Origin of the sequence: Pseudomonas sp. NPDC089734 (assembly GCF_044748865.1) — a bacterium.
Taxonomy (GTDB): Bacteria; Pseudomonadota; Gammaproteobacteria; order Pseudomonadales; family Pseudomonadaceae; genus Aquipseudomonas.
The window spans coordinates 23352-45805 of record NZ_JBIVGV010000017.1 but is presented as its reverse complement, the minus strand read 5'-3'; the positions used below and the strand labels follow the sequence as shown (position 1 = coordinate 45805).

The window sequence follows — 22454 nt, the reverse complement described above, 5'->3', positions numbered from 1 at the left end:
CGTTTGCCCCACGGCCCTGGCTCTGCTAGTGTCGCGCCGGTTTAATCTCCACCGGGAATGCCGCCATGGCCCGCAAGAAAGCTGCACTGGATTTCGAACAATCCCTGACCGATCTGCAAGCGCTGGTAGAGCGTCTGGAGAACGGTGAGCTGTCGTTGGAAGACTCATTGACCGCTTTCGAGCAAGGCGTGCGCCTGACACGTGACTGCCAGAATGCCCTGGCCCAGGCCGAGCAGAAGGTGCAAGTGTTGCTGGAGCGCGATGGCGAGCTGGCCGAAGAACCCTTCGATGCGGAACAAGCCGAATGATCGCGAGCTATCAGGCGCAAAGCCAGGTTCGCGTCAACGCGGCACTCGAAGGTCTGTTTGAAGCCCCGAGCCCGGGGCTGACCCGCCTGTATGCCGCCATGCGTTATAGCGTGATGAACGGCGGCAAGCGTGTACGTCCGCTGCTGGCCTATGCGGCCTGCGAAGCACTGGGCGGCGTTGCCGAAGATGCCAACGGCGCAGCCTGCGCAGTCGAACTGATCCATGCCTATTCACTGGTGCATGACGATTTGCCTGCCATGGATGACGACGACCTGCGCCGGGGCCAGCCCACGACCCACAAAGCGTTCGATGAAGCCTGCGCGATTCTGGCTGGCGACGGCCTGCAAAGCCTGGCGTTCACCGCCCTCCTCGACCCACGCCTGACCTCCCGCGATACCGAAACCCGTCTGCAGATGGTCGATGCCCTGGCCAAGGCTGCCGGCCCGGCCGGAATGGTCGGCGGGCAAGCCATCGACCTGGGTTCGGTCGGTTTGAAACTCGATCAGGCAGCACTCGAATTCATGCACAGGCACAAGACCGGTGCGCTGATCGAAGCCAGCGTTCGGCTCGGCGCACTGGCCAGCGGCCACGCCGACCAGCCGCGACTCGATGCCTTGCAGGTCTACGCCCGGGCGATTGGGCTGGCCTTTCAGGTGCAGGACGACATTCTCGACGTTGAAAGCGACACCGCCACCCTGGGCAAACGCCAAGGGGCCGACATTGCCCGTGATAAACCGACCTATCCCGCTCTGCTCGGGCTGGAACCGGCCAAGGCCTATGCGCTGGAGCTTCGGGATCAGGCACTGGAAGCGCTGCGACCTTTCGACGCAGCCGCCGAGCCTTTGCGCGAGCTGGCGCGCTACATCGTCGAACGCCGCCACTGACCGCAGGCACCGAACGTCGCGACCTGATGAATCAACAGCGCTTCATCGGGTCTGACTCACGATACCTGCATATCCACAGATGCACTTCATGGGCAGCGTGCGATGCATAAGGTAAACTGCCGCCTCTTTTACTTATAACGATTCGCCTGATGCCCACGACGTTCAAAGAGATTCCCCGCGAGCGCCCGGTTACGCCGTTGCTCGACCGTGCAGAAACACCGGACGGCCTGCGCCGTCTGGGTGAAGCCGAGCTGGAAACCCTGGCCGATGAACTACGCCTGGAGCTGCTCTACTCCGTCGGTCAGACCGGCGGGCATTTCGGTGCAGGCCTTGGCGTCATCGAGCTGACCATCGCACTGCATTACGTGTTCGATACCCCGGATGACCGCCTGGTCTGGGATGTCGGTCATCAGGCCTATCCGCACAAGATCCTCACCGGTCGTCGCAAACGCATGGCGACCCTGCGTCAAAAGGATGGCATTGCCGCGTTCCCCCGTCGCAGCGAAAGCGAATACGACACCTTTGGCGTCGGCCACTCCAGCACGTCCATCAGCGCTGCATTGGGCATGGCAATCGCCGCCCGCCTGCAAGGCAGCGATCGCAAGTCCATCGCCGTGATCGGTGATGGCGCGCTGACAGCCGGCATGGCCTTCGAGGCGCTGAACCACGCGCCGGAAGTCGCGGCCAACATGCTGGTGATCCTCAACGACAACGACATGTCGATCTCGCGCAACGTCGGCGGTCTGTCGAACTATCTGGCCAAGATCCTTTCCAGCCGCACTTACGCCAGCATGCGTGAAGGCAGCAAGAAAGTGCTGTCGCGCTTGCCCGGAGCCTGGGAGATCGCCCGCCGTACCGAAGAATACGCCAAGGGCATGCTGGTGCCCGGCACGCTGTTCGAAGAGTTGGGCTGGAACTACATCGGCCCGATCGATGGCCATGACCTGCCAACCCTGATCGCCACCCTGCGTAACATGCGTGACCTCAAAGGGCCGCAGTTCCTGCATGTCGTGACCAAGAAAGGCAAAGGCTTCGCACCAGCCGAAGTCGACCCCATCGGCTACCACGCCATCACCAAGCTCGATCCGCTGAATGCGCCTGCCGCGCCGAAAAAAGCCAGCGGGCCGAAGTATTCCGGTGTGTTCGGCCAGTGGCTGTGCGACATGGCCAAGGCTGACTCACGGCTGGTGGGCATTACCCCAGCCATGAAGGAAGGTTCCGATCTGGTGGCGTTCAGCGAGCGCTTCCCGGACCGCTACTTCGACGTTGCCATTGCCGAGCAACATGCCGTCACGCTGGCGGCGGGTATGGCCTGCGAAGGCAGCAAGCCGGTGGTGGCGATCTACTCCACGTTCCTGCAGCGCGGTTATGACCAACTGGTGCATGACGTGGCCGTTCAGAACCTCGACGTGCTGTTCGCCATCGACCGCGCCGGACTGGTGGGCGAAGACGGCCCGACTCACGCTGGCAGCTTCGACCTGTCCTACCTGCGCTGCATTCCCGGCATCGTGGTGATGACACCGAGCGACGAAAACGAACTGCGCAAGATGCTCAGCACCGGCTACCTGCATGAAGGCCCGGCCGCAGTCCGTTACCCTCGCGGTACTGGCCCGAATGCCGTTATCGAGAACGATCTGGAACCGATCGAGATCGGCAAGGGCGTTGTGCGTCGCCAGGGCAAAGGCGTTGCCATGCTGGTGTTCGGTGTTCAACTGGCAGACGCGCTGGAAGTGGCGGAAAAGATCGATGCCACTGTTATCGACATGCGCTTCGTCAAACCTCTGGACGAAACCTTGGTCCGCGAAGCAGCAACCCATCACGAACTGCTGGTGACCCTCGAAGAAAACGCCATCATGGGTGGCGCGGGCGCGGCGGTCAGCGAGTTCCTGGCACGGGAAAACATCCTGAAGTCCGTGCTGCATCTTGGCCTGCCGGACATCTATGTCGAGCACGCCAAACCGGCACAGATGCTGGCGGAATGCGGCCTGGATGCCGAAGGTATCGAAGCCGCCATCCAGGAACGCCTGACGCTGATCGGCTGAGTCGGGTACGGCACACAACAAAAAGGCGCTCACTGAGCGCCTTTTTTGTACCTGAACGGTTTATTTCAACTGAACCGGAATGCGATACAGGTAGAACAGCACCACACTGGAGAAAGCCAGCAGGAACACCGGAACGGCCTCGAGCCCGATGAACAAGGCACCCGCAGCAATCCAGGCCGGAATGCCGGCATACAGGAACGCAATACGGCGGGTCGCGGCCAGCTTGAGCCAGGCCGTCATCTCTTCAGGGGTATCGAGTGCGGCGCCAGTGGCGATCAAGGCGTGCTTGAACGCACCGAAAGGCTTGAGGCTAAGGAACATCGAGGCGACACCGGCGATGAACAACGGCATCGCCAGCAGGGGAATAAGCGCTTCACGTGTGCCCAGAAAGACACAAACCACCAGCAGCGGTGCCAGGGCAAGGCCCAGGAACTGCCACCACACCAGCGCCATTCGCCGTCGCACATCGTTGCGGGTCACGCGGGATCGACCTCACTCTGGTGCTCATTACCCATCATGTGACCAAGCTTGCCCGCCTTGGTCGCCAGGTACAGTTTGTTGTGCGGGTTCTGACCGGTCTGCAGCGGTACGCGTTCGGCCACCTTGATCCCCATGTCGGTCAGCGCCTTGACCTTGCGCGGGTTATTGGTCATCAACTTCAAGGACTCTACGCCCAGGTGCTGAAGCATCGGCAGGCAAATGCCGTAATCGCGCTGGTCGGCCGCAAAGCCCAGGCGTTCATTGGCTTCGACAGTGTCGGCACCGCCGTCCTGCAACTCATAGGCCCGGATCTTGTTCATCAGACCGATACCACGCCCTTCCTGACGCAGATACAACAGAACGCCCCGCCCTTCGGCGGCAATGGCGCGCAAGGCAGCTTCAAGCTGGGAGCCGCAATCGCAGCGCTGGCTGAACAGCGCATCGCCCGTCAGGCACTCCGAATGGACTCGGCCCAGGACAGGTGCGCCATCGGCAATATCGCCCAGACTCAGAACAACGTGCTCGCGCCCGGTTTCCGACTCGAAAAAGCCATTCATGGTGAATTGCGCAAAAGGGGTAGGCAGCTTGGAAGCGGCGACAAATACGACGGGCACCGTGTGCTCCTGATCAGTATGAAGACTGGAAATTCACAAGGGCTGCATTGTAACAGCACGTTATTAGAGACGCTTAGGCTGAATTCTCGCCCATTAATATCAAAAAGCTAGATCAGTCCCCATGCCCAGACCAGTCCATGCATGGAAAGCCAGGCAAAGACACCGGCCAGCACATCATCGATCATGATCCCGACACCGCCATGGACATGCCGGTCCAGCCAGCGAATGGGCCATGGCTTGAGGATGTCGAAAAAGCGGAAGACCAGAAACCCCACCACCAGCCACGGCCAGCCTTCGGGCACCAGCCAGAGGGTTATCCACATTCCGACCATTTCGTCCCAGACGATACCTTCATGGTCATGCACACCCAGATCGTCCGCCACCTTGCCGCACAGCCAGAAGCCGAACAGCATGGTGATGCCCAGCATGAGCCAGTACCCCCAGTCAGGAAGCATCTGCCACAAGGGGATGAACGGGATGGCGACGAGCGAACCCCAGGTTCCCGGGGCCTTGGGCAAGGTGCCGGAACCGAACCCGAAAGCCAGAAAATGCCAGGGGTTGGTCCAGACAGAAGGCGGCACGAACTCGGCCGGGACCTGATCAGGCTTGTCTTTCAAGGTTCACTCCGAAAATGCTGATAGCCTCGGGAAGACGGCGTGATGTCTTGCCCATCGGCATCCACCAGAGCCACGCCACTCCCGTGGGCGACCCGTCCGATCACCTGCACGGGCCACCCGGTATCGAGCAGGCCGGCCAGGTGTTCAGGCGGCAAGGTAAAGGCCAGCACATAATCATCGCCCCCACTGACTGCGGCCTGCCGTGCAGACGGCAGATCCAGCAGTTTCAGCAGGGGTTCAGACAGGGGCAGCCGCTCGTGCTCGACCACTAGCCGTACTCCGGACGCCTGAGCAATATGCCCGCAATCCGCGAGCAAGCCGTCGGAGATGTCCAGCGCGGCCGTCGCCTTGCCGCGTAAAGCCTGGCCCAGCGCCAATTGCGGCTGTGGCGACCAGTAACGCGCCAGCAGCGGCTCGGCAACCGAAGGCTCGGCAATGCGCTGATTCAGCACCAATGACAAGGCTCCGGCCCCATCGCCCAAGGCACCGCCGACGCACAGCAGGTCGCCTTCGCGAGCGCCGCTGCGGGTCAGCGCCTGACCTGCGGGCACGGCACCGAAGACCGTCAGCGTCAGGCTCAAGGGACCGCGCGTGGTATCGCCCCCCACCAGTCGCAAGGAACACTCTTGCGCCATACGGTTCAGGCCCTGGGTAAAGGCCTTCAACCATTCGGCGTCGACCTGAGACAAGGTCAGGGCAAGGGTGAATGCAACAGGACGGGCACCCATGGCGGCCAGATCGCTGGCGGACACCGCCAGGGCACGCTGGCCCAGCAGGAAAGGATCGCAGACGTCTGGAAAATGCACTCCGGCAACCAGGGTGTCGGTTGAAATCGCCAACTGCTCACCGGGCGGCAACGCCAGCAGTGCGCAGTCGTCACCGATCCCGAGGGCAACCCCTTCGCCGCCCTGCGCACAAGGCGCGGCGGCGAAGTAATTGCGGATCAGCTCGAATTCACCCATGGGAAGTACAGGCGCAGATCAGCGCTTGTTGGCCTTCACTTCGGCATCGCGCAGACGAGGTGCCAGCTTGTCCAGTACACCGTTGACGAACTTGTGGCCGTCAGTGGAGCCATAGACCTTGGCCAGCTCGATGCCTTCGTTGATGACAACGCGGTAAGGCACGTCGATGCGCTTGAGCAGCTCGAAGGTGGAGAGGCGCAGTACCGCCAGCTCGACCGGATCGAGTTCTTCGATGGTCAGGTCAAGGCATGGCTTGAGCGCGACATCGATTTCGGTCTTGTTGGTGGCCACACCGTGCAGCAGTTCACGGAAGTAAACGCCGTCGACGTTGCTGAAATCGTTATCGACGCGGAACTGCGCCTCGATTTCATTCAACGAATGACCTGCCATGTGCCACTGGTACAACGCCTGAGTCGCGAGTTGACGCGCTTCGCGACGCTTGGCGCTCTTGCCTTTGGCAGCCTCTGGAGACTTGGCTTCGCGTGGGTTGAACTGATCGCTATCGTCGGAAATCACTTGGCCTCCAACTGCGACAGCAGACTGACCATTTCAATGGCAGACAGCGCAGCTTCAGCGCCCTTGTTACCGGCCTTGGTGCCGGAACGCTCGATGGCTTGCTCGATGGAATCGACGGTCAGCACGCCGAAAGCGACCGGAACGCCAGCGTCCATGGACACCTGAGCAAGGCCTTTGACGCACTCGCCCGCCACGTATTCAAAGTGAGGCGTACCACCACGGATCACCGCGCCCAGAGCGACGATGGCCGAGAACTCCTTGCGTTGGGCAACCTTCTGCACAACCAGAGGAATCTCGAAAGCACCCGGTGCACGGATGATGGTGATGTCGCTTTCGCTCACGCCATGGCGAACCAGGGCATCAACGGCACCGCTCACCAGGCTTTCCACGACGAAGCTGTTGAAACGGCCAACCACCAAGGCATAGCGGCCTTGTGGGGCGATGAAAGTACCTTCGATGGTCTTCAAGGTCATTCGGTGAGTCTCGTATTAAAGAGCAAGCCCGCCTTGGGGCGGACTGTCAGGGATTGTAGGCCACGAATCGGAACTGCCAGGCCGGAACATGCAAAACGTGAGCGTTCGCACAGACCGACCTGCCGGTATTTATTCGGAGGGCACGTATTCTACAACTTCCAGATCGAAACCGGATATCGCATTGAACTTCATAGGTGAACTCATCAGGCGCATCTTGCGCACACCGAGGTCACGCAGGATCTGGGAACCGGCCCCGACCGTGCTGTAAGTCGTCGGCGTCTTGATCACCTGCTGCCCCGATTTTTCACGGATATGCGCCAGCAGAACATCGCCATCCAGCGGGTGACCGAGCAGCAGCACCACACCGCTGCCTGCCTCGGACACCGCGGACATCGCGGCCCGCAGGCTCCAGCGCCCCGGCTGCTTGACCATCAGCAGGTCGCGCAACGGGTCCATGTTGTGGACACGCACCAGCGTCGGCTCTTCGGCGCAGATATTGCCCAGCGTCAGCGCCAGGTGGACATCGCCTTCGACGGAGTCGCGGTAGGTCACCAGGTTGAAATGGCCCAGTTCGCTGTCCATGGGCTGCTCGGCAATCCGCTGAACGGTACGTTCGTGGATCATCCGATAGTGAATCAGGTCGGCAATGGTGCCGATCTTGATGTCGTGTTCGAGGGCAAAGGCTTCGAGTTCGGCGCGACGGGACATGGTGCCGTCGTCGTTCATCACTTCGCAGATCACGCCACTCGGCTCGAAACCGGCCATGCGCGCCAGGTCGCAGGCTGCTTCGGTGTGACCGGCGCGGGACAGCGTACCGCCAGCCTGAGCCATCAACGGGAAGATATGACCCGGGCTGACGATGTCTTCAGCCTTGGCGTCCTTGGCAGCCGCCGCCTGAACGGTGCGCGCACGGTCCGCAGCAGAGATACCGGTGGTCACGCCTTCGGCGGCTTCGATGGATACCGTGAACTTGGTGCCGAAACCGGAACCGTTGCGTGGCGCCATCAGCGGCAGCTTGAGGGTTTCGCAACGCTCGCGGCTCATGGGCATGCAGATCAGGCCACGGGCGTACTTGGCCATGAAGTTGATGTGTTCGGCTTTCACACACTCGGCGGCCATGATCAGGTCGCCTTCGTTCTCGCGGTCTTCGTCATCCATGAGGATGACCATCTTGCCCTGGCGGATGTCTTCAACCAGTTCTTCGATCGTGTTGAGCGCCACTCGGCACCCCCTTCAATTCAGGATTTGAGGTAGCCGTTCTCGGCCAGAAAGCTTTCGGTGATGCCGCCATGGCCTGGCTCGGCAGCCTTGTCGCCCAATAGCAGACGCTCCAGGTAGCGCGCCAGCAGGTCCACTTCCAGGTTGACCTTACGGCCCGGGCGGTAGTCGGCCATGATGGTTTCGGCCAGGGTGTGAGGCACGATGGTCAGCTCGAATTCGGCGCCATTGACCGAGTTGACGGTCAGGCTGGTGCCATCGACGGTGATCGAACCCTTGTGGGCAATGTATTTGGCCAGCTCTCGCGGAGCACGCACCCGGAACTGGATCGCACGGGCGTTATCTTCACGGGAAACGATTTCACCCACGCCATCGACATGACCGCTGACCAGATGACCGCCCAGACGGGAGCTGGGTGTCAGGGCCTTTTCGAGGTTGACCCGGCTGCCGACCTTGAGGTCGACGAAGGCCGTCACGGTCAGGGTTTCACGGCTGACGTCAGCCCAGAAACCGTCGCCGGGCAACTCGACGGCAGTCAGGCAGACGCCATTGACCGCGATGCTGTCGCCCAGTTTGACGTCACTCAGATCGAGCTTGCCGGTTTCCACGTAAACGCGGACATCGCCGCCCTTGGGGGTCAAGGCGCGGATGCTGCCGATGGATTCGATAATGCCGGTAAACATGGGTCCTCCGGGAGAACAAGGCCTGCGCGCTAAGCGAAAGCCGGGAATTATACGCCGCGAGCCGGAACAGGGAGAGCAATGACTCGCCAGTCATTGCCGACGGCGCGCATTTCTACAATGTTCAGCTCAAGGGCTTCGTTCATTTGCGCCAGCGGCAGATCGAGCAGTGGCCGTGCCGTGGAGCCCAGAAACTTGCCCGCGATAAATATCTGGTATTCATCGACCAGCCCGAGCCGGGTGAACGCACCGGCCAGACGTGGCCCGGCCTCGACCAGCACATCATTGACGCCACGAGCCGCCAGCTCGGCCAACAGCTTGCGCAGGTCCACATGACCGGAGTTATCGGCCAGGGCCAGCATTTCGTGGCCCTCGTCGTGATAACGCCCTCGCGCCGACGCCGCCGCACGGGTGGCGACCAGCGCACTGCCAGCCTTGAAGAACGGTGCATCCAGCGGCACCCGCAGGCGACCGTCGATGAGGACGCGCAAGGGCGGGCGCGTGGCGGCCAGGGCGGTCAATTCGGCATTCAAGCCAAGCTCGTCGGGGCGCACGGTCAGCCGGGCCTTGTCGGTCAGCACCGTATCGGCGCCTGTCAGGACAACGCTCGACTGCGCTCGCAGCCGCTGCACCGCAGAACGGGCTTCAGGTCCGGTGATCCACTGGCTTTCACCGCTGGCCATGGCCGTGCGGCCATCCAGACTCATGGCCAGCTTGACCCGCACATACGGCAGGCCTTTTTCCATGCGTTTGAGGAAGCCTTTGTTCAGCGTTCGCGCCTCAGCCTCCAGCACACCGGACTGGACAGCAATGCCTGCGGCCATCAAGCGCAGCAATCCGCGCCCGGCCACTTCAGGATTCGGGTCCTGCATCGCTGCGACAACCCGGGCCACCCCGGCGTTGACCAGCGCATCGGCACAGGGCGGCGTACGCCCATGATGGCTGCAGGGCTCAAGCGTGACGTAAGCCGTGGCACCACGGGCCTTGTCACCCGCCTGACGCAAGGCATGCACTTCGGCATGAGGCTCCCCGGCCCGGGCATGCCAGCCCTCGCCGACGATCTGGCCGTCACGCACGATGACACAACCAACCCTCGGGTTAGGATGAGTGGAATAAATCCCTTTACGCGCCAGTTCCAGCGCACGGCCCATGTAGCGAGCGTCAAGGGCACCCTGTTCGGTCAACGGTGCGCTCATTCTTTACCCGGCTCACGAGCCAGACGCTCGATCTCTTCACGAAACTCGTTGAGGTCCTGGAAGCGGCGATAGACCGACGCGAAGCGGATATAGGCCACTTCATCGAGTTTCTGCAGCTCGGTCATGACCAGCTCGCCCACCACCAGCGACTTGACCTCACGTTCGCCGGTTGCACGCAACTTGTGCTTGATATGCACCAGTGCAGCTTCCAGCCGCTCGACACTCACGGGCCGTTTTTCAAGGGCTCGCTGCATGCCGGCACGCAGTTTTTCTTCGTCGAAGGGCTGTCGGCTGCCGTCCTGCTTGATCAGACGAGGCAAGACCAGCTCGGCCGTTTCAAAGGTCGTGAAACGTTCGCCGCAAGCCAGGCATTCGCGACGACGACGTACCTGTTCGCCTTCAGCAACAAGGCGCGAATCGATGACTTTGGTGTCGTTGGCACCGCAGAAGGGACAGTGCATGGTGGCAGGCAACAAAAAATGGGGAGCGCCATGGTAGCGCATCCCGCAGGCAAGACAAAACGTTAGGGGGTATTGCCGCGTCTTCCCGCCCACACCGGATCGCTCAACACTTCAACTGCTGTGAGATATAAAAGTGCAGCAAAGCGATGTGAAACTGCCTGCATTCGGTAATACTGCATCACGGCCTTTATATGAGCCCTGTGCATTCTGTTTTTGTTGGAGCCGCTCATGACGTTACGCCCTCTTGCCCTGCTCAGCCTTGTCGGCCTGTTGACCGCCTGCAGCAGCAATGAAGCCCCGCCACCGGCACCCGCCAAACCGGCCACCACGCTCAAGGTTCCGGCAGGTCCTGGCCCGCTGCTGCCTCACCAGCGAGAGCTGAGCGGCCAGTTACTGGGAGTTCCTGCTGGCGCGGAAGTCGAACTGGCGGTTCTGGTCATCGACGAGCGTGGTCGCCCACAGAAACTGCTGACCAGTACAAAGCTTCAAGGCAACGGCCAGTCGCTGCCCTTCCAGCTACGCTTCAACCCCGAAGCCTTTCCGGTGGGCGAGCGGGTTGAATTGCGTGGACGGGCCAGCCAGTCCGGACAGTTGATCCTGCACCTGCCGTCCATGCGTATCGAACAACCCACGACTCAGGCGCTGGGCCCGTTGCAGTTCGTCAAGGCACCATGACGGCACCGGAACACCTTCAGGATGCCTTGAGCCAGTTGCTGGGCGACGCCCGGTTGGTGAGTACGGCACTGCCGGGCACCGATCTGAAGTTATGGCTGATCGATGCAGACAACATGGATCGCGCCTTCAGCCCTGACGAAACACGCCGCATCCTTGAAGAACCGCCCTACTGGAGCTTTTGCTGGGCCAGCGGCCTGGCTCTGGCCCACTTCCTGGCCGAACATCCACAGTGGGTGGCCGGTAAACGTGTGCTGGATTTTGGAGCGGGCTCCGGTGTTGCCGGGATTGCAGCGGCCAGGGCTGGCGCGACGGAAGTGGTCGCATGCGATCTGGACCCTCTGGCGATTGCCGCCTGTCGGGCCAATGCCGAACTCAATGCCGTGCAACTGAGCTACTCGGCCGACTTCTTTGCCGAAGCCGACCGCTTCGACCTGATCCTGGTGGCCGATGTGCTGTATGACCGCGCCAACCTGCCCTTGCTGGATCACTTTCTCAGCCGGGGCCGCCGGGCACTGGTGGCCGATTCCCGTGTCCGTGATTTCCGGCACCCTCTCTACGAGCGCCTGGCCATGCTGCATGCCCACACGCTGCCTGATCTGGCAGAGCCTCATGAATTTCGGGACGTCAGCCTCTACCACGCACAGCGCTGAAAACGCGCTGTCGGTCCTGCCTTGATACTCGCCGCTTTCAGCAATGCCCGGCGGCCTTTATAGTTGGCGGCATTCAGATTGTGCGAGACACGCAATGAGCCAGGACACTTCTTATATCTTCGAGACAACCGCCGCGACCTTCGACCAGTTGGTGATCGACAAGTCTTTCGATCAGCCGGTGCTGGTGGATTTCTGGGCCGAGTGGTGTGCGCCTTGCAAAGTGCTGATGCCGCTGCTGGAGCAGATCACCGCGAGTTATCAGGGTGAGTTGCTGCTGGCCAAGGTCAACTGCGACATTGAGCAGGAAATCGTGGCCCGCTTCGGCATTCGTAGCCTGCCGACCGTGGTGCTGTTCAAGGACGGTCAGCCGGTGGACGGCTTTGCCGGGGCTCAGCCGGAGTCCGAGATCCGCAAGATTCTCGAGCAGCACGTTGTCATGCCGCCTCCGACGGCCGCCGATCCACTGCAACAAGCCAGAACGCTGTTTGCCGAAAGCCGCTTCTCGGACGCCGAAGCCGTGCTCAAGGTGATGCTGGGAGAGGACAACACCAACGCCGCGGCCCTGATCCTGTATGCACGCTGCCTCGCCGAACGCGGCGAACTGGGCGAAGCCCGTACCGTGCTGGATGCGGTGAAGAGCGACGATCACAAGGCCGAACTGGCAGGTGCCAAAGCACAACTGACCTTCCTGGCCGAAGCTGCCACCCTGCCGGCCAGTGCCGATCTGAAGAGCCGCCTGGCGCAAAATCCGCAAGACGATGAAGCCTCGCACCAGCTGGCGATCCTGCAACTGTCTCGCCAGCAGTATGACGCCGCGCTGGAAGGCCTGCTCAAGCTGTTCATCCGTAACCGCAGCTACGCCGATGGCCTGCCCCACAAGACGCTGCTGCAAGTGTTCGACCTGCTGGGCAATGACCACCCGTTGGTCACCACCTATCGCCGCAAGTTGTTTGCTGCCTTGTATTGAGTTGAGCGGCCTTTTTCGCGAATGAATCCGCTCGCATCACATAAAACGCAGCACCATGATTTAAAGCACTTAAGTAGGAGTGAATTTATTCGCGAGAGGCCCGTGAAGCCGAAGAACACCTGTCGCCTTCAATGACGTCTCGCGAATGAATTCGCTCCTGCCGGGCTCAATCGACCCAACTGTAAAGCGGTGCATCCGCGCCGCTTTCAACCTTTACATTCGCGCTATGGCGCAAACGCACCAGCAGGCGCTTGCCTGCGGCAGTGCTGCCAGTCAGGCCTTCCAGTTTTCCCAGCAGATCCGGCCCACTGAGTTGCCCGGCCTTTTGCAGCAGGTCCTTGGCAATCTGCCAGATCTTGTCGTCCTGATTGATCGGCTTGCTTTCCACAACACCTGGCGCAGCTTCAGGGGTGGCCGCCTTGAGCTGGGCACCCAGTTGCGCCCAATCCCCATCGTCCAGTTCCAGCGTCAAATCCACCGGCCACTGACCGATGGTTCCACGAATACGCAGCATGTCCTGTCTCCTCGCTTGGCAGACGCCCATGCTCCCACATCCCGGGGTTCATGAACAAAGCCAGCGAGCGGCCTGCACGTCATTGCCTCGTAGAAAGCCGCCCAGAGCCCTCGCATCGTAGGCGTTCTCCCAGTGTTCGATGACCTTTCCCTCACGAAAGCGCCACAGGCCACAGAACGGCATACCGATGCGTTTATCCGCAGTACCGGCCCGCAGGGTTCCCAGGACCGCGCCGAAATAGTCGTTGGCGATAACCTCCTGCACGTCCATGCAAAGCGAAGCGTGCGTGAGGGCAATCAGATTGACCTCATGGCGGTACACCGCCTGCTTGCCAATGACCGTGAGCGGGCTGGCACTTTGATCGGCCTTGTGCAGAACGATGTCGTCGTCGGCAAACTCGGCAATGCGCGTCAGGTCCTTGTAGATAGCCCGCAGGGTTTCCACATTTCGCTGGCCGGTAGTCATGGGTATGTCCTCCTCAGCGCTCAGGACGCCAGATCGGCAGCGCAAGTCGATCGACGTCCCTGGCAATGGCTGCACATTGAGTGTCATCCAGTTGCACATGGCTGGCCCTGGCGTTTTCCTTCAGATGAACAATGGAGGTGGTTCCGGGAATCAATAACGTGTTCGGGGCATGATTGAACAGCCACGCCAGCGCCAGTTGCGCCGGTGTCAGCCCGTACTGTCTGGCGAGAGGACGCAGTGCGCTGTCCGGCGCGACCAGAGCGCCATGCCCGAGCGGGAACCATGGAATGAACGCGATATTCAGCGCCTGTGTCCGCTGCACGACCGGTTCATCGGTGCGATCGGCAATGTTGTAGAGGCTCTCGATGGCTGCAATGCCTGCCACCCGATGAGCCTCTTCCAGTTGCTCAAGGGTGACGCCCGGCTGGTTCGACAGGCCGATATGGCGGATCTTGCCCTGCTCACGCAACCGCACCAGTTCGCCCAGCGACTCGGCAAGCGGTACATGTGGATCGACGCTGTGCAGTTGATACAGATCGATGCGCTCGGTCCGAAGACGGCGCAGGCTCATTTCCACCTGTTGACGCAAATACTCGGGACGCCCCAAGGGCACGATGTACGGAGCCCCCGGCGCACCTTGTATCCAGTCATTCGGGCCGGACCTCAACATCCCGCCCTTGGTGGAAATGACCAGTTCTCGAGGGTAGGGATACAGGGCATCGCGAATGACCTCTTCGTTATCTCCCGGCCCGTAGGCATCGGCCGTGTCGATGAAGGTGATACCCAGTTCATGCACGGCATGACGCAGCAGCGCCCTGGCCTGCTCGGGATTGTCCGGCGGCCCCCACATGCCATACCCCGTCAGGTGCATCGCACCATAGCCCATCCGGGTGACAGGCGTATCGCCTCCCAGCCTGAAAGTATCCGTGACCGTCATGATGAAACCTCCCTGTTGCGCCATGAGCCCAGGGTTATTTCCGCCGTGATCCCAGGCCCGAACCCGGCAATGATTCCGCGTGCATCCTGATGAGCACCGCCAGCCTCGAAAAGACGTCGCAAGGCATCCAGCACAACCGCTGACGCAATGTTGCCGTACTCGCTCAACGTGCTCCGGCTGTGGACAAACAAGGCCGCGTCCACGCCCAGATAGCGCGACAGGTCATCAAGGATGCGTGGGCCCCCGGCGTGAATGATGTAGAAATCCAGCGTGTCAGCCTGCCAGCCTTGCTCGGCGGTCACCGAACGAATTGCAGGGGCCAGTTGCGCCATGGTTCCCGGCACCCGTTGATCCAGGCAGAAGTGAAAACCGGTGGCCTTGACGGCATAACAGATCCAGTCCTCGGTCCCCGGCACCAGTCGGGACGCATTGCTCAAGAGCTGCATCCCTTCCCCGCCACAACCTCGAACCACGGCCGCCGCCAATGCATCGCCGAACAGACCGTTGGACAGCAGATTGCCGACACTCGTGTCCTGAGGCTGGTAACACAGTGAACAGAACTCGCAGGCGACAATCAGCACATTGGCATCGCGATAAGCCAGGCAGAAGTCGTGGGCGCGGTTGATGGCCGAACCTCCCGCCGCACAGCCCAACTGCGCAATGGGGATCTGCCGGGTGTCGCTGCGAAAGCCCAGCTCATTGATCATCCAGGCCGTCGGCGAAGGCATCATGAAACCGGTGCACGACACATAGACGATGGCGTCGATCTGTTCAGGGGCCAGCCGGGCATTGGCCAGTGCGCGACTCACGACATCGGGGATACGGGCGCGAGCCTCACGGGCATACATCAGATTGCGTGCCTCGAAGCCCGGATGCTTCAGCGTCTGCCCGATCGGTTGCAGCAGATGGCGCTTGCTGACCCGGGTATTGCGGATCAAGCGCTGAACAAGCGGTAACCGGGGATGATGAGGATGCAGGCTGGAAACGAGCGCCAGCGTTTCTTCGAGACTGATCGTGAATTCCGGTACAGCAACGGCCGGGCAGCAAAGCGTTGCCATGAATCTCTCCCTGAGACATACCTGACGCCCTCTTCATTTGACGTTAGGAGGATTTTCAGGCCGTATGAGACCGGTTCGGCATAACCTCTGTGCGTTGTATGCCAAGCGAAAGGAGCGGAGAAAAACCGTCACCCACCGCTTCAATTGTTATAAGATCACATAACAGTTTTTTCACCTCATGTCCGGAGTCCGTTATGCGCCGCCTGCTTCTTGCCCTGCCCTTCGCCTTGCTGCCCCTGGCCTTCGCGGCCAACGCTGCCGACACACATGACCACGATCACGAACATGAACACGGCAGCCTGGGCGCACATGAGCATGGTGTAGGCCGCCTGGATGTGGTGCTTTCGGGCAAATCCCTGGAACTGGAATTCGAGAGCCCGGCCATGAACATCGTGGGTTTCGAGCATGAAGCGACGTCTGCCGAAGACAAGGCAAAGCTGGCCAAGGCCCGTGAACAACTGCTCAAGCCCAACGCCCTGTTCAGCATCTCGGATGCCGCCAACTGCTCGGCCACTTCCGTGAAGCTTGAAAGCCCGCTGTTCGGCGACAAGGATGACGATCATCACGACCACGCCAAAGGCGGCGAAGAGCATCACGAACACAGCGAAATTCGCGGCCACTACAAATTCAACTGCGATGCACCGGCCATTCTGAAAAAGCTGGACCTGAGCCAGATTTTCCTGACCTTCCCCGACACCAAAAAACTCCAGGTACAGTTGATCTCGCCAAGCGGCCAGTCCGGTGCAGAAGTGATTGCGGCGAACCCGTCGATCAAGTTCTGATCCCCCTTTGCAGCACAACGACCGGGCCTGGCCCGGTCTTTTACTTTCAAGCACGAGTGTGGCCATGACCCAAGCACTGATCGAGCTGTCGGACCTGAGCTTCAACTGGCCAGGGCATCCGCAACTGCTGGACATCCCGGCCTTTCGCCTGGAATCGGGCGAAACCCTGTTCCTCAAAGGCCCGAGCGGCAGTGGCAAGACCACCCTGCTGGGTCTGCTGGGCGGCGTACAGAAACCCGGCCAAGGCAGCATCCGCCTGCTGGGGCAGGAGCTGTCGCAATTGTCGGCCGGTGCCCGCGACCGTTTTCGCGTCGATCACACGGGCTACATCTTCCAGCAATTCAACCTGCTGCCGTTTCTGTCGGTGCGGGAGAACGTCGAGCTTCCCTGCCATTTCTCCAAGGTGCGGGCAGCACGTGCGAAACAGCGTCACGGCAGCGTTGAAACCGCTACCAGCACGCTGCTTGCACATCTGGGGCTGAAAGATCCGGCGCTGCTGTCCCGTCGCGCCGACTCACTCTCCATTGGCCAGCAGCAACGGGTCGCCGCTGCACGCGCCCTGATCGGCCAGCCTGAATTGGTGATCGCGGACGAACCGACCTCCGCACTGGATGCCGACACCCGTGAAGCATTCATTCGCCTGCTGTTCACCGAATGCCGCGAAGCCGGCTCCAGCCTGCTGTTCGTCAGCCACGACCAGAGCCTTGCGCCCCTGTTCGACCGCCATCTGTCGCTGTCCGAACTCAACCGCGCCGCCGTCAATGTAGAGGTCTGAGATGTATCTGTTTCGTCTGGCAATGGCCAGTCTGGCCAACCGTCGCTTCACCGCGTTTCTCACCGCCTTTGCCATTGCCCTGTCGGTCTGCCTGCTATTGGCCGTCGAGCGGGTGCGCACCGAGGCTCGTGCCAGTTTCGCCAGCACCATCAGCGGCACGGACCTGATCGTCGGCGCTCGTTCCGGCTCGATCAATCTGTTGCTCTACTCGGTGTTTCGCATCGGTAACGCCACCAACAATATTCGCTGGGACAGCTTCGAGCATCTGGCCAGCAACAAGCAGGTCAAATGGGCCATCCCGATTTCCCTGGGCGACTCGCACCGTGGCTACCGGGTGATGGGGACCAACGAATCGTATTTCGAGAATTATCAGTACGGTCGCCAGCAACACCTGGAACTGGCCGATGGCCGGGCCTTCCAGACCGATCCGTTTGAAGTGGTTCTGGGGGCGGAAGTCGCCAAGGCCCTGCACTACAAGCTGGGCGACAAACTGGTGCTGGCCCATGGCGTGGCCGCGATCAGCCTGGTCAAGCACGATGACAAGCCGTTCACGGTGGTGGGCATTCTCAAGCCGACCGGAACCCCCGTCGACCGCACGCTGCACATCAGCCTGGGCGGCATGGAGGCCATTCATATCGACTGGCACAACGGCGCACCGGCACGGGGCAACGAGCGAATCTCGGCCGATCAGGCCCGCAACATGGACCTGACGCCCACCGCCATCACCGCGGTGATGCTGGGCCTGAACAGCAAGATTGCAACCTTCAGCCTGCAACGTGAAATCAATGAATTCCGGGGCGAGCCGCTGCTGGCCATTCTGCCCGGTGTGGCCTTGCAGGAACTCTGGAGCCTGATGGGAACAGCCGAGAAGGCCCTGTTCGTGATTTCACTGTTCGTGGTGCTCACCGGCCTGATCGGCATGCTGACGGCCATCCTGACCAGCCTCAACGAGCGACGCCGTGAAATGGCCATTCTGCGATCGGTCGGCGCCCGTCCCTGGCACATCGCAAGCCTGCTGATTCTTGAAGCCTTTGCCCTGGCTCTGGCTGGCATCGTCAGTGGCCTGGCGCTGCTCTATATCGGGATCGCGCTGGCTCAGGATTACGTACAAAACACTTACGGCCTGTACCTCTCGTCTATGCCACCTGGCCAATATGAATGGACATTGCTCGGTGGCATTCTCGTCGCTGCGCTGTTGATGGGGACCGTACCGGCATGGCGTGCCTACAGGCAATCGCTGGCCGATGGTCTGTCGGTTCGCTTATGAGGACGTTGACCATGCGGCGCCTGCTGATGATCCTGCTGCTCTCGACCCATGCTTCGGTGTGGGCCGCCGAGCCGCAGATACTGACCTGGAACGACATGATTCCACCCGATGCACCTGTCGTGGCGCCCGTTACAGCGCCGTTGCACGACATGTCGAAGCTGTCCGATGCCCTGGCCATGGAGTCGGCACCGGCAGCCAGGCAACTGGCTCCGCATGCGCCGGTGGTCAAGGCGCTGGATGGCAAACGGGTACGTCTGCCGGGCTATATCGTGCCGCTTGAGGTCAGTGAGGAAGGCCGGGTAATTGAGTTCTTGCTGGTGCCGTATTTTGGTGCCTGCATTCATGTCCCGCCGCCGCCCGCGAATCAGATCGTGCATGTCACCAGCGAGCTGGGTGTCAAGGTCGATGAGTTGTATCAGCCGTACTGGATCGAAGGCCCGATGCAGGCCAAATCATCGACCAGCGAACTGGCCGAAGCGGGTTATCAGATGCAGGCAGACAAGATCTTTGTCTATGAGTTGCCGGATTAGTGAAGACTTTGGATGCTCTAAGCGATTTCATTGAGCTGTATCAAAGTCGTCTCCAGACAGTGCTTTAATCTTAGTCCCATACAACTTACTGACCCTTGGAGCCACCCATGAACAAGTATTTGCTTCGCGCTTCTCTTCTTGCGCTCGCAATTGCCGCCCCTACTGCCGCCCAGGCTTATGAAGCTGGCGATTTCATCGTTCGCGCAGGCGTCGCGCATGTCGACCCGCACGAAGACAGCGGCGAACTGAAACTGGATGGCACCAAGGCACCTGGCACCAAGGCCAGCGTTGATGGCGAAAACCAACTGGGTCTGACCTTTGCCTACATGCTGACTTCCCACGTCGGTATCGAGCTGCTGGCTGCTACACCGTTCAGCCACACCGTTTCCGTCAGTGGCCTGGGCGCAGGCCTGGACGGCAAACTGGCCGACATCAAACAACTGCCACCGACTCTGTCCCTGCAGTACTACCCGATGGAGCCTTCGTCGAAGTTCCAGCCTTATGCAGGTATCGGCATCAACTACACCACGTTCTTTGACACCGACCTGACCAGCAACCGTAAGGATCAGGGCTTCAGTAACCTGAAACTCAAGGACTCGGTAGGCCTGGCCGGCCAGTTGGGCGTGGACTATCTGATCACTGACAACATTCTGCTCAACGCCTCGGTCTGGTACGTCGATATCGACACCGAAGCCACCGTAGACGGTCCATCGGGCCTGAGCGTCGGCAAGACCAAGGTCAATGTCGACATCGACCCATGGGTCTACATGGTCGGCGTGGGTTACAAGTTCTGATAGCCCGCAACAGCAGATAAACGCACAAAGGCACCCTCATCGGGTGCCTTTGTCGTTTCAGGTCAGAGGTGAGCGATCTGGAACAAGGCTCCCTCTACATACGAAAGGGAAAACCCTGTCAGATCCTCCATCCCGTCAGGCAACTGCACATCATAGAACGTCAGCAGAAACAGCTCGGGGGTCAGCGGCTCTGTGCTGAACGAGTCGTCCATATGCTTGCATAACGCTAGCAACAGCGAGCCGACCGAAACGATAGGGCCAGGATAGATCTGAATGAACTGTAAAAAAGTCGGCCCGGCCCGAAGGTTGTAGGTAACGGAATTGGGGCCAAATATAATCGTCACCCCACCGACCACGATCAACATCCACGCCGCCAGACTCAACAGCAGAGACACCAGAGAGCCGGTAACCGGCTCGCGACTTCTGTACTGCTCCAGATACGCAGAATACTCATCCGCGAAACCTGCCACGACCAGTTCACACGGCAATTCATTTACGGTGATCGTTTTAATGAAACTGACGTCATTGTCGTCCTGCATACCATACGCTCCATGTAAGAAGGCGCAGGATGCTAGAGGCTATTCAGATGTTTTGAAATTTCAAAAATACCCACTACAAGAAGTACAGAAACTTCCTACTGGCACTTATGAAAATACGGAGAATCACAGTAACCGTTAACCACATTTGCCAACGGTTACTGTGTTAAGGCGAGCATGAGCGGGCAGGTATTCAGCGCCCCATCAAACGGGCCAGCCCCACTTGCAAGGGCGTCGGCTCATCCAGGGTGAAACGCTCCAACAGTCGCTGGTTGCTGGCTCGCGAATGACGGATATCGCCAGCACGAGGCTCTGCATGAGTGATCGGCGGCAGATCACCGACCACCTCTGACAAGGCTGCCAACAGTTGCTTGAGCGACGTTGTCTTGTTCAAGCCGACATTGATCGCCCCTTCAACGGGGTTCGGCTGCTCCAGCGCCTGAATCAACAGTTTGACCAGATCCGAGATGTAGAAAAAATCCCGTGTCTGCTCACCATCACCGAAGATCGTGATGGGCAGGCCCTTTTCGACACGCTCGGCAAAAATGCTGATCACGCCCGAATAAGGCGAGGACGGGTCCTGGCGTGGACCGAAGATGTTGAAGAAGCGGAACACCACCGGCTCGAAACCATGCTGACGGCGATAGAAGTCCAGGTATTGCTCACTGGCCAGCTTGTCCGAGGCATAGGGCGTCAGCGGTGACTTGGGCGTATCTTCGGTGATGGACTCGCCTTCACCGTTGTTGCCATACACCGCCGCACTCGAAGCAAAGATGACACGCTTGATACCCGCTTCGCGCATGGCTTCGCAGACATTCAGCGTACCGATGAAGTTGCTTTGATGTGTCTGGACAGGGTCTTCGACCGACGCCTGTACAGAAGCCACCGCCGCCAGATGCACGACAGCCTTGCAGCCCTTGGCCGCCTGCTTTACGAGCGCGCTGTCGGCAACATCCCCTTCGATCAGTTCGATGCGAGGGTTATCCAGAGGCAGGTTGCTGCGTTTACCGGTCGACAGGTCATCGAGGATGCGTACCGCATGCCCCTGGGCCAGCAGAGCATCGGCCAGATGCGAGCCGATGAAACCTGCACCGCCGGTAATCAGGATGGGAGCGTCAGACATGTCGATAGTACCGATCCAGCAAACTTGGCAGCCCCGCACGCCAGGCGCGCGGCTTGATACCGAAGGTATGGAGAATTTTCTTGCAGGCCAGCACGCCATGTTGCGGCTCTTGCGCGGCATCGGGCCGTGCGGCATGGGCCTGCGCCGTAGGAGATTCGATGGCCAGCGGATGCAGCAGACGTGCTTCGGTGAGCACCGCCTGCCCCAGGGCCAGAGGCGTCGTGGCCTCATGACCGGCGTAGTGGTAAGTCCCCCACAACGGCGCTTCGCAATCGAGTTGTTTGAGCACGGAAATGATCACCCTGGCCGCATCGTCGACAGGCGTCGGGTTGCCGCGTCGGTCGTCGGCCAGCAGCAACTCTTCCGGCCGTTCGGCACGGGTCAGAAAGCGGCCGAGAACGCCATCGATGCTGTCATCGAGCAACCAGCCAAAACGCAGCAACACGTGCTGCGGGCAGGCCGCACGCACGCTCTGTTCAATGCGCCACAAGGCCTGGCCACGCAGCCCCAGAGGCACGGGCTCATCCTTTTCGCTGTAGGCGGTCGCCCGCGAACCATCGAACACACGGTAGCTGGACGGTTGAACCAGAACGATGTTGTGGTGCTGGCACAGTTCAGCCAGACGCTCCACGGAGCGTTCCTGGTGGGTCAGACGCGCTTCGCCGACACTCTCCGCCTGAAACCAGTCGAAGTAGTAGGCAAGGTTGATCAAGGCATCGGGGCGGGTGTCATCGAGCAGTTGCGTCAGGCTCGCTGCGTCCCAACCGTCTTCCGGTGGACGCGGCGCGAGGAAACCAATGTCTTCCTCGGCACCCAGACGAATCAGCGCCTGCCCGAGGGCATTCCCGCCGCCCAATAGCATAAGGCGCATTCGCATAGAGTCAGCAGGCTCGGTATCAGAGTCATCAAGTAATCAGGTGAAAAACGCCT

Annotated in this window: 28 protein-coding genes; 11 read left to right on the top strand and 17 right to left on the bottom strand. The window is 60.5% G+C overall.

Annotated features, from left to right (window positions below):
- The first annotated feature begins 65 nt into the window (after positions 1-65).
- The 3 genes from ACIPY9_RS19680 (at position 66) to dxs (ending at position 3234) form a co-directional block, all read left to right on the top strand.
- Entirely contained in the window at positions 66-308 is a 243-nt protein-coding gene (locus tag ACIPY9_RS19680) for an exodeoxyribonuclease VII small subunit (protein ID WP_400705142.1), read from the top strand.
- Positions 305-1192, top strand: a complete 888-nt coding sequence (locus tag ACIPY9_RS19675) for a polyprenyl synthetase family protein (protein WP_400705139.1) — start codon at positions 305-307, stop codon at positions 1190-1192. The genes ACIPY9_RS19680 and ACIPY9_RS19675 overlap by 4 nt, the downstream gene beginning before the upstream one ends.
- A 149-nt stretch (positions 1193-1341) precedes the next feature.
- Positions 1342-3234, top strand: coding sequence for a 1-deoxy-D-xylulose-5-phosphate synthase (dxs, locus tag ACIPY9_RS19670; protein WP_400705136.1), 1893 nt, complete (start codon positions 1342-1344; stop codon positions 3232-3234).
- 60 nt (positions 3235-3294) lie between these two features.
- Here the strand turns inward: dxs and ACIPY9_RS19665 are convergent, their stop codons facing one another.
- The 10 genes from ACIPY9_RS19665 to nrdR all read right to left on the bottom strand — a co-directional run bounded on the left by ACIPY9_RS19665 (position 3295) and on the right by nrdR (position 10451).
- Positions 3295-3714, bottom strand: a complete 420-nt coding sequence (locus ACIPY9_RS19665; protein WP_400705133.1) for an MFS transporter — start codon at positions 3712-3714, stop codon at positions 3295-3297.
- Positions 3711-4328, bottom strand: coding sequence for a GTP cyclohydrolase II (gene ribA / locus ACIPY9_RS19660; protein WP_400705130.1), 618 nt, complete (start codon positions 4326-4328; stop codon positions 3711-3713). The genes ACIPY9_RS19665 and ribA overlap by 4 nt, the downstream gene beginning before the upstream one ends.
- Positions 4329-4435: 107 nt before the next feature.
- On the bottom strand, positions 4436-4945 hold the full coding sequence (locus tag ACIPY9_RS19655; protein ID WP_400705127.1) for a phosphatidylglycerophosphatase A: 510 nt from the start codon (positions 4943-4945) through the stop codon (positions 4436-4438).
- Entirely contained in the window at positions 4942-5907 is a 966-nt protein-coding gene (thiL, locus tag ACIPY9_RS19650) for a thiamine-phosphate kinase (protein ID WP_400705124.1), read from the bottom strand. The genes ACIPY9_RS19655 and thiL overlap by 4 nt, the downstream gene beginning before the upstream one ends.
- Before the next feature lie 18 nt (positions 5908-5925).
- Positions 5926-6423, bottom strand: a complete 498-nt coding sequence (gene nusB, locus ACIPY9_RS19645; RefSeq protein WP_400705121.1) for a transcription antitermination factor NusB — start codon at positions 6421-6423, stop codon at positions 5926-5928.
- Entirely contained in the window at positions 6420-6896 is a 477-nt protein-coding gene (gene ribE, locus ACIPY9_RS19640; RefSeq protein ID WP_122318537.1) for a 6,7-dimethyl-8-ribityllumazine synthase, read from the bottom strand. The genes nusB and ribE overlap by 4 nt, the downstream gene beginning before the upstream one ends.
- Before the next feature lie 129 nt (positions 6897-7025).
- The gene (ribBA, locus tag ACIPY9_RS19635; RefSeq protein WP_400705118.1) at positions 7026-8117 is read right to left on the bottom strand and encodes a bifunctional 3,4-dihydroxy-2-butanone-4-phosphate synthase/GTP cyclohydrolase II; all 1092 of its coding nucleotides are present in this window, start codon (positions 8115-8117) and stop codon (positions 7026-7028) included.
- Between the two features lie 17 nt (positions 8118-8134).
- Positions 8135-8797 carry a riboflavin synthase gene (locus tag ACIPY9_RS19630; protein ID WP_400705115.1) on the bottom strand — a complete coding sequence of 221 codons (663 nt, stop codon included), beginning with the start codon at positions 8795-8797 and terminating at the stop codon, positions 8135-8137.
- Positions 8798-8844: 47 nt separating this feature from the next.
- On the bottom strand, positions 8845-9990 hold the full coding sequence (gene ribD, locus ACIPY9_RS19625) for a bifunctional diaminohydroxyphosphoribosylaminopyrimidine deaminase/5-amino-6-(5-phosphoribosylamino)uracil reductase RibD (RefSeq protein WP_400705112.1): 1146 nt from the start codon (positions 9988-9990) through the stop codon (positions 8845-8847).
- Positions 9987-10451 (bottom strand): transcriptional regulator NrdR, encoded by a 465-nt coding sequence (nrdR, locus tag ACIPY9_RS19620; RefSeq protein WP_025262018.1) that lies wholly within the window; start codon positions 10449-10451, stop codon positions 9987-9989. Before nrdR ends, ribD begins: the two co-directional genes overlap by 4 nt.
- Positions 10452-10679: 228 nt before the next feature.
- Between nrdR and ACIPY9_RS19615 the strand changes: the two genes are divergently transcribed.
- The 3 genes from ACIPY9_RS19615 to trxA all read left to right on the top strand — a co-directional run bounded on the left by ACIPY9_RS19615 (position 10680) and on the right by trxA (position 12743).
- Complete coding sequence (locus ACIPY9_RS19615; protein ID WP_400705109.1) at positions 10680-11126, top strand: YbaY family lipoprotein; 447 nt, start codon at positions 10680-10682, stop codon at positions 11124-11126.
- Complete coding sequence (locus ACIPY9_RS19610) at positions 11123-11776, top strand: class I SAM-dependent methyltransferase (RefSeq protein ID WP_400705106.1); 654 nt, start codon at positions 11123-11125, stop codon at positions 11774-11776. The genes ACIPY9_RS19615 and ACIPY9_RS19610 overlap by 4 nt, the downstream gene beginning before the upstream one ends.
- Positions 11777-11870: 94 nt before the next feature.
- Positions 11871-12743, top strand: a complete 873-nt coding sequence (gene trxA / locus ACIPY9_RS19605) for a thioredoxin (protein ID WP_400705103.1) — start codon at positions 11871-11873, stop codon at positions 12741-12743.
- A gap of 166 nt (positions 12744-12909) precedes the next feature.
- On the opposite strand, the gene ACIPY9_RS19600 is transcribed toward trxA, so the two are convergent.
- Genes ACIPY9_RS19600 through ACIPY9_RS19585 form a run of 4 tightly spaced genes read right to left on the bottom strand, consistent with a single transcriptional unit; the run spans position 12910 to position 15717 of the window.
- Positions 12910-13257: a hypothetical protein gene (locus tag ACIPY9_RS19600; RefSeq protein WP_400705101.1), complete on the bottom strand. Its 348-nt coding sequence runs from the start codon at positions 13255-13257 to the stop codon at positions 12910-12912.
- A gap of 48 nt (positions 13258-13305) precedes the next feature.
- Positions 13306-13722 (bottom strand): nuclear transport factor 2 family protein, encoded by a 417-nt coding sequence (locus ACIPY9_RS19595; protein ID WP_400705099.1) that lies wholly within the window; start codon positions 13720-13722, stop codon positions 13306-13308.
- A 13-nt stretch (positions 13723-13735) separates the two neighbouring features.
- Positions 13736-14659, bottom strand: a complete 924-nt coding sequence (locus tag ACIPY9_RS19590) for an aldo/keto reductase (protein ID WP_400705097.1) — start codon at positions 14657-14659, stop codon at positions 13736-13738.
- Complete coding sequence (locus ACIPY9_RS19585; RefSeq protein ID WP_400705095.1) at positions 14656-15717, bottom strand: type III polyketide synthase; 1062 nt, start codon at positions 15715-15717, stop codon at positions 14656-14658. The genes ACIPY9_RS19590 and ACIPY9_RS19585 overlap by 4 nt, the downstream gene beginning before the upstream one ends.
- Positions 15718-15911: 194 nt before the next feature.
- On the opposite strand from ACIPY9_RS19585, the gene ACIPY9_RS19580 reads away from it, so the two are divergent.
- The 5 genes from ACIPY9_RS19580 (at position 15912) to ACIPY9_RS19560 (ending at position 19865) form a co-directional block, all read left to right on the top strand.
- Complete coding sequence (locus ACIPY9_RS19580; RefSeq protein ID WP_400705092.1) at positions 15912-16499, top strand: DUF2796 domain-containing protein; 588 nt, start codon at positions 15912-15914, stop codon at positions 16497-16499.
- A gap of 64 nt (positions 16500-16563) precedes the next feature.
- Positions 16564-17274, top strand: a complete 711-nt coding sequence (locus tag ACIPY9_RS19575) for an ABC transporter ATP-binding protein (protein ID WP_400705089.1) — start codon at positions 16564-16566, stop codon at positions 17272-17274.
- A gap of 1 nt (position 17275) precedes the next feature.
- The gene (locus ACIPY9_RS19570) at positions 17276-18541 is read left to right on the top strand and encodes an ABC transporter permease (RefSeq protein WP_400705086.1); all 1266 of its coding nucleotides are present in this window, start codon (positions 17276-17278) and stop codon (positions 18539-18541) included.
- Positions 18542-18552: 11 nt separating this feature from the next.
- A complete protein-coding gene (locus ACIPY9_RS19565; protein WP_400705083.1) occupies positions 18553-19071 on the top strand; it encodes a DUF3299 domain-containing protein in 519 nt (172 codons plus the stop codon).
- A gap of 107 nt (positions 19072-19178) precedes the next feature.
- On the top strand, positions 19179-19865 hold the full coding sequence (locus tag ACIPY9_RS19560; protein WP_400705080.1) for an OmpW family protein: 687 nt from the start codon (positions 19179-19181) through the stop codon (positions 19863-19865).
- A gap of 62 nt (positions 19866-19927) precedes the next feature.
- On the opposite strand, the gene ACIPY9_RS19555 is transcribed toward ACIPY9_RS19560, so the two are convergent.
- The 3 genes from ACIPY9_RS19555 to ACIPY9_RS19545 all read right to left on the bottom strand — a co-directional run bounded on the left by ACIPY9_RS19555 (position 19928) and on the right by ACIPY9_RS19545 (position 22401).
- Entirely contained in the window at positions 19928-20404 is a 477-nt protein-coding gene (locus ACIPY9_RS19555; protein WP_400705077.1) for a hypothetical protein, read from the bottom strand.
- Between the two features lie 190 nt (positions 20405-20594).
- Entirely contained in the window at positions 20595-21524 is a 930-nt protein-coding gene (locus ACIPY9_RS19550) for an NAD-dependent epimerase/dehydratase family protein (RefSeq protein WP_400705074.1), read from the bottom strand.
- On the bottom strand, positions 21517-22401 hold the full coding sequence (locus ACIPY9_RS19545; RefSeq protein ID WP_400705071.1) for a sugar nucleotide-binding protein: 885 nt from the start codon (positions 22399-22401) through the stop codon (positions 21517-21519). The genes ACIPY9_RS19550 and ACIPY9_RS19545 overlap by 8 nt, the downstream gene beginning before the upstream one ends.
- Between the last annotated feature and the right edge of the window lie 53 nt (positions 22402-22454).

Coding starts and splice junctions, on each gene's coding strand:
- ACIPY9_RS19680 (WP_400705142.1), top strand. CDS start 66: ATGGCCCGCAAGAAAGCTGCACTGGATTTCGAACAATCCCTGACCGAT.
- ACIPY9_RS19675 (WP_400705139.1), top strand. CDS start 305: ATGATCGCGAGCTATCAGGCGCAAAGCCAGGTTCGCGTCAACGCGGCA.
- dxs (WP_400705136.1), top strand. CDS start 1,342: ATGCCCACGACGTTCAAAGAGATTCCCCGCGAGCGCCCGGTTACGCCG.
- thiL (WP_400705124.1), bottom strand. CDS start 5,907: ATGGGTGAATTCGAGCTGATCCGCAATTACTTCGCCGCCGCGCCTTGT.
- ribE (WP_122318537.1), bottom strand. CDS start 6,896: ATGACCTTGAAGACCATCGAAGGTACTTTCATCGCCCCACAAGGCCGC.
- ACIPY9_RS19630 (WP_400705115.1), bottom strand. CDS start 8,797: ATGTTTACCGGCATTATCGAATCCATCGGCAGCATCCGCGCCTTGACC.
- ribD (WP_400705112.1), bottom strand. CDS start 9,990: ATGAGCGCACCGTTGACCGAACAGGGTGCCCTTGACGCTCGCTACATG.
- nrdR (WP_025262018.1), bottom strand. CDS start 10,451: ATGCACTGTCCCTTCTGCGGTGCCAACGACACCAAAGTCATCGATTCG.
- ACIPY9_RS19615 (WP_400705109.1), top strand. CDS start 10,680: ATGACGTTACGCCCTCTTGCCCTGCTCAGCCTTGTCGGCCTGTTGACC.
- ACIPY9_RS19610 (WP_400705106.1), top strand. CDS start 11,123: ATGACGGCACCGGAACACCTTCAGGATGCCTTGAGCCAGTTGCTGGGC.
- trxA (WP_400705103.1), top strand. CDS start 11,871: ATGAGCCAGGACACTTCTTATATCTTCGAGACAACCGCCGCGACCTTC.
- ACIPY9_RS19600 (WP_400705101.1), bottom strand. CDS start 13,257: ATGCTGCGTATTCGTGGAACCATCGGTCAGTGGCCGGTGGATTTGACG.
- ACIPY9_RS19595 (WP_400705099.1), bottom strand. CDS start 13,722: ATGACTACCGGCCAGCGAAATGTGGAAACCCTGCGGGCTATCTACAAG.
- ACIPY9_RS19590 (WP_400705097.1), bottom strand. CDS start 14,659: ATGACGGTCACGGATACTTTCAGGCTGGGAGGCGATACGCCTGTCACC.
- ACIPY9_RS19585 (WP_400705095.1), bottom strand. CDS start 15,717: ATGGCAACGCTTTGCTGCCCGGCCGTTGCTGTACCGGAATTCACGATC.
- ACIPY9_RS19580 (WP_400705092.1), top strand. CDS start 15,912: ATGCGCCGCCTGCTTCTTGCCCTGCCCTTCGCCTTGCTGCCCCTGGCC.
- ACIPY9_RS19575 (WP_400705089.1), top strand. CDS start 16,564: ATGACCCAAGCACTGATCGAGCTGTCGGACCTGAGCTTCAACTGGCCA.
- ACIPY9_RS19570 (WP_400705086.1), top strand. CDS start 17,276: ATGTATCTGTTTCGTCTGGCAATGGCCAGTCTGGCCAACCGTCGCTTC.
- ACIPY9_RS19565 (WP_400705083.1), top strand. CDS start 18,553: ATGCGGCGCCTGCTGATGATCCTGCTGCTCTCGACCCATGCTTCGGTG.
- ACIPY9_RS19560 (WP_400705080.1), top strand. CDS start 19,179: ATGAACAAGTATTTGCTTCGCGCTTCTCTTCTTGCGCTCGCAATTGCC.
- ACIPY9_RS19555 (WP_400705077.1), bottom strand. CDS start 20,404: ATGCAGGACGACAATGACGTCAGTTTCATTAAAACGATCACCGTAAAT.
- ACIPY9_RS19550 (WP_400705074.1), bottom strand. CDS start 21,524: ATGTCTGACGCTCCCATCCTGATTACCGGCGGTGCAGGTTTCATCGGC.
- ACIPY9_RS19545 (WP_400705071.1), bottom strand. CDS start 22,401: ATGCGAATGCGCCTTATGCTATTGGGCGGCGGGAATGCCCTCGGGCAG.